Source organism: Flexithrix dorotheae DSM 6795, assembly GCF_000379765.1.
In the GTDB taxonomy this organism is placed as follows: Bacteria; Bacteroidota; Bacteroidia; order Cytophagales; family Flammeovirgaceae; genus Flexithrix; species Flexithrix dorotheae.
This window is the reverse complement of sequence record NZ_KB903513.1, coordinates 1-3,333: the sequence shown is the minus strand read 5'-3', so window position 1 is coordinate 3,333 and position 3,333 is coordinate 1. Positions and strand designations below refer to the sequence as shown.

The 3,333-nt window shown below is 32.0% G+C and carries 3 protein-coding genes; all 3 read left to right on the top strand.

The features are described 5' to 3' along the window. Nucleotides 1-582: 582 nt before the first annotated feature. Complete coding sequence (locus A3EM_RS0139290; protein WP_020533731.1) at nucleotides 583-885, top strand: hypothetical protein; 303 nt, start codon at nucleotides 583-585, stop codon at nucleotides 883-885. A 19-nt stretch (nucleotides 886-904) separates the two neighbouring features. Further along, the gene (locus A3EM_RS45130; protein WP_020533730.1) at nucleotides 905-2,077 is read left to right on the top strand and encodes a S8 family peptidase; all 1,173 of its coding nucleotides are present in this window, start codon (nucleotides 905-907) and stop codon (nucleotides 2,075-2,077) included. A gap of 742 nt (nucleotides 2,078-2,819) precedes the next feature. Next, nucleotides 2,820-3,302 (top strand): hypothetical protein, encoded by a 483-nt coding sequence (locus A3EM_RS0139280; protein WP_020533729.1) that lies wholly within the window; start codon nucleotides 2,820-2,822, stop codon nucleotides 3,300-3,302. Nucleotides 3,303-3,333: the final 31 nt, after the last annotated feature.

The window sequence follows — 3,333 nt, the reverse complement described above, 5'->3', positions numbered from 1 at the left end:
AGCAAGATTAATTTTTTTTTTACTAAATTGTACCACACTTTTAAAGTGGCACCCATGAGACCGGAATCACTGGCATGGACCCTCCGAAATAGCCATTCGTTATCTTTTCCATTTATTGATGCGTTTTATGGTATACTCATTTCTTTTTTTGCGAGTTTCATCTTACTTGATAACATTGAGAGAAGCCCATTACCTAATACGAAACCCTTATTTTGGATTCTAACAGGTATTTTCTTCTATAATTTTTCTACTTTTTTTATAATCCTTTTTAAAGAGTATGACTTAAGAAATAACCTATGGTTCATTCACAATACACTAAACATTGTAACTAATCTTATTTATTCTTTAGGTTTTTTTCTTGTAACTAAAATCAAATGAACTCTCTCAAGCAGAATTATAATTTCTTATAAGAATTAAAACCCTCCAGAATCTAATTCAAGACTACCAGAATCTAATTCATGGTACCATAATTATTTAAAATAGCTTTCATTTGAGACATAGAAAGATAAGGTAATAATAATTTTTAAATTGAAACACTATGAAGCTTTATTTAATTCTCTCACTTTTTTTTAAACTAATAATATGAGCGAAATAAAAAAATTTATAGCAAAAATTAAGTCAGATGAGCTAGTATCTCCAAAATTTGATTACGAGCAAATGGAGTACCTTGAAAAAATAGCCGATGAAAGCCATCCAATTTTAGATAAAAAAGTATTTATGAGTGTTGTCATGATTGTTGGTACAGTATTGTTACTATCGATTATTCTTGCCTCACTCATAATATTTATTAAAGACCAGCCTGTTGATGAGTTTTTTATTATGATAGCATCTACTTGTATAGGAGCATTAGCAGGTTTATTGGTACCAACTCCAATGAATAATTAATTTCTAAATCAATACCATTATGTTTAAACAAGTTGACAAAATCACACCAGTAATTTCTCCTGCACAATTTGACAAGCCCCAAATTCCAGAACTAGGAATATTAGATGCGGAGGTCGATGATTTAGTGCGGACAATAATAGCCAGAAATACCTTCAAAGTATCTGGTAAAGGGTACACAGTTGCTGTATTAGATACAGGCCTAAGAACGACACACGTAGACTTTAAAGGAAGGGTGCCAAAACAATTAAATTTCACACAAGATAATAATGGGGATCCCAATGATGCTTTAGATGGTAATGGACATGGGACTAATGTTGGTGGAATCATTGTTGCAAACGGCATCCATAAAGGGATTGCTCCAGGTGCCAATATTATTCCAATTAAAGTACTTTCAAACTCAGGAGGTGGCAATTTTGCATCAGTAGCAAAAGCTTTAGATTGGATTTTAGAAAACCATACAAAATATAATATAACAACGGTTTGCATGTCACTTGGAGATTCAGGAAACTATCGTAGTGAAGGTGAATTAACCAACCAAGGTGTATTGCGAAATAGAATTCAGTTATTACGAACAAAAAGAATAGCTGTTGCAATAGCATCAGGGAATGATTTTTTCTCTCATAATAGTCAACAAGGAATGTCATATCCTGCTATTATTAGGGAATGTATTAGTGTTGGTGCTGTTTATGATGCAAATGAGGGATCATTTACTTATCCATCGAGTGGAGCTACAGCTTACAGTACTGATAAAGATAGGATTACACCGTTTTCACAAAGACTTCATCCTACTATTTCTTTAAGTAACTCAACAACCATTTTTGCTCCTGGAGCACCTGTTACTTCATCCGGAATCGATAATGACAAAGGTGAATCAATTCAGCATGGAACAAGCCAAGCTACGCCTGTTACAGTAGGTGCAATAATTCTAATTCAAGAATTATATCAAAGACATTTTAAGATTTTACCTACAATTAAAGAAATAGAAAGTTTCTTGAAGCGTGGTGCGGTAACGATAAATGATGGAGATGACGAAAAGGATAATGTTGATAATACTGGATTAGACTTCCCAAGATTAGATATAGTTGGTTCGTTAAATAGTATCATCAAATCAATTCGGTATAGTACTTTCGTACAGCAAAAGTTTAATCTACCAATAACCAATTCAAATTCATCAATTATAAACGAAGGATAGAAACGGATAAGAGGTCCGACCAGTAAAGTGTAAGATTAGGCTAACTACTTTACAAAAAAGTAAAAAGTGCGCATATTCAGCGTATACGGCAGAAACAGGGTAAAAGTCGTTTAGCATTTTTATAGGAACTTTTACACCTAAGTGTGTAATTTTATCATTTGAGTCCATAATTAATTGTTATTCTTGATCATCTAGTCTATCATAAGGGATTTATTACAAAATAAATTAGAACCAGTATTATGAAAATAAGTCCAATTTTTCATAAAAGAAAAACATCTACTTGCTGGACATGGAAATTAAAGAGTTACACGATATATACAATTGATTATTAGATACTTATAAAGTGCCTCTAAATTCTCTACACGACTTTGTAGCTGTTTCTGTCGACTAGGCCAATTAGTTGATTTTAAATATATTCTTACTTATAGTCTAACTTGTCATTAATTGCTATTTGTTAATAAAAAAGCCTTTTCACAAAACACCTCTAGTAATAAATTAGGGCAAGAAAAATTATACATTTGGAAATTTTAGTTTTTTCATTTTGTGACGAGGTAGACTATAGAGAAAATATTGAAAAAAGTCTATGAAAAATTAATTCAGATGAGTGTATCGATAAACTTGGAGGTGTTTTCTCTCCCAAATTTCAGGCATATGAAAAATTTGATACTATTTCATGTTGTGAAATTTAGGATAACCAGAATTAAAAAGTAAGGAAACTCTATAACTAATTTAATAAAATAATATGCAAGGTTTCTCAAAATTTTTTGGATGGATTGACGATCCAATTGAATTTAAAAAAATGCGTCAAAAAGAAAATTACAATGATTTATCTTTTTATAAAAAGATAAATGGATCAGGAAAGGGAAAAATCTCGTTACTTCATTCTATCTTCGAGCAAGCAACAAGTAGGAAATTTCCTGTATGGCAACAAGAAATAGGTGACTGCGTTTCTTTCGGATATGCATTAGGCGTAAGCACATTAATGGGAGTTCAAATTGCGCAAAGTAGTGAGGAAATTTACCCTGCTGATGTTGCAAGTGAGCCTATCTATGGTGGTTCAAGAATAGAAATTGGTCAGGGTCGACTTGGATGTAGTATTGATGATAGTACTGATGGGAGTTATGGGGTTTGGGCGGCTAAATGGGTAAAAGATTATGGAATATTAGAGATGTTCTGGTGTAATTGCTTGATACTCAATAGTTGTTATCTTTGGGATAAAAAATAAACAATGGCAATATCCTTAAAAGAAATAAGAA